The sequence below is a fragment of the Streptomyces sp. SID5643 genome, from assembly GCF_009872555.1.
Lineage (GTDB): Bacteria > Actinomycetota > Actinomycetes > Streptomycetales > Streptomycetaceae > Streptomyces > Streptomyces iakyrus.
In genome coordinates, this window is sequence record NZ_WWIC01000149.1 from 1 (window position 1) to 207 (window position 207).

The 207-nt window shown below is 77.8% G+C and carries 1 protein-coding gene; it reads left to right on the top strand.

Annotation, left to right across the window (positions count from 1 at the left end):
• Window positions 1-27: 27 nt before the first annotated feature.
• On the top strand, window positions 28-207 hold a 180-nt coding region (locus GTY56_RS40640; protein ID WP_237524916.1), incomplete at its 3' end, for a hypothetical protein.

The window sequence follows — 207 nt, forward strand, 5'->3', positions numbered from 1 at the left end:
GGCAGGGCCGGGGTGGGCGGGCCCGTCGTGGGATCCGTGGGCATCGCCGCCGGGGTGGTCGTGGGTGGTGCGGGAGCCGTCGGCATCACGGCCGGGGTGGTCGTAACCGGTACCGGTGCCGCCGGGATACCCGTGCCCGGCGCGGGAACCGTCCCCAGCGCCACCGGGATACCCGTGCCCGACGCCGGAGCCCTCCGCAGCACCACC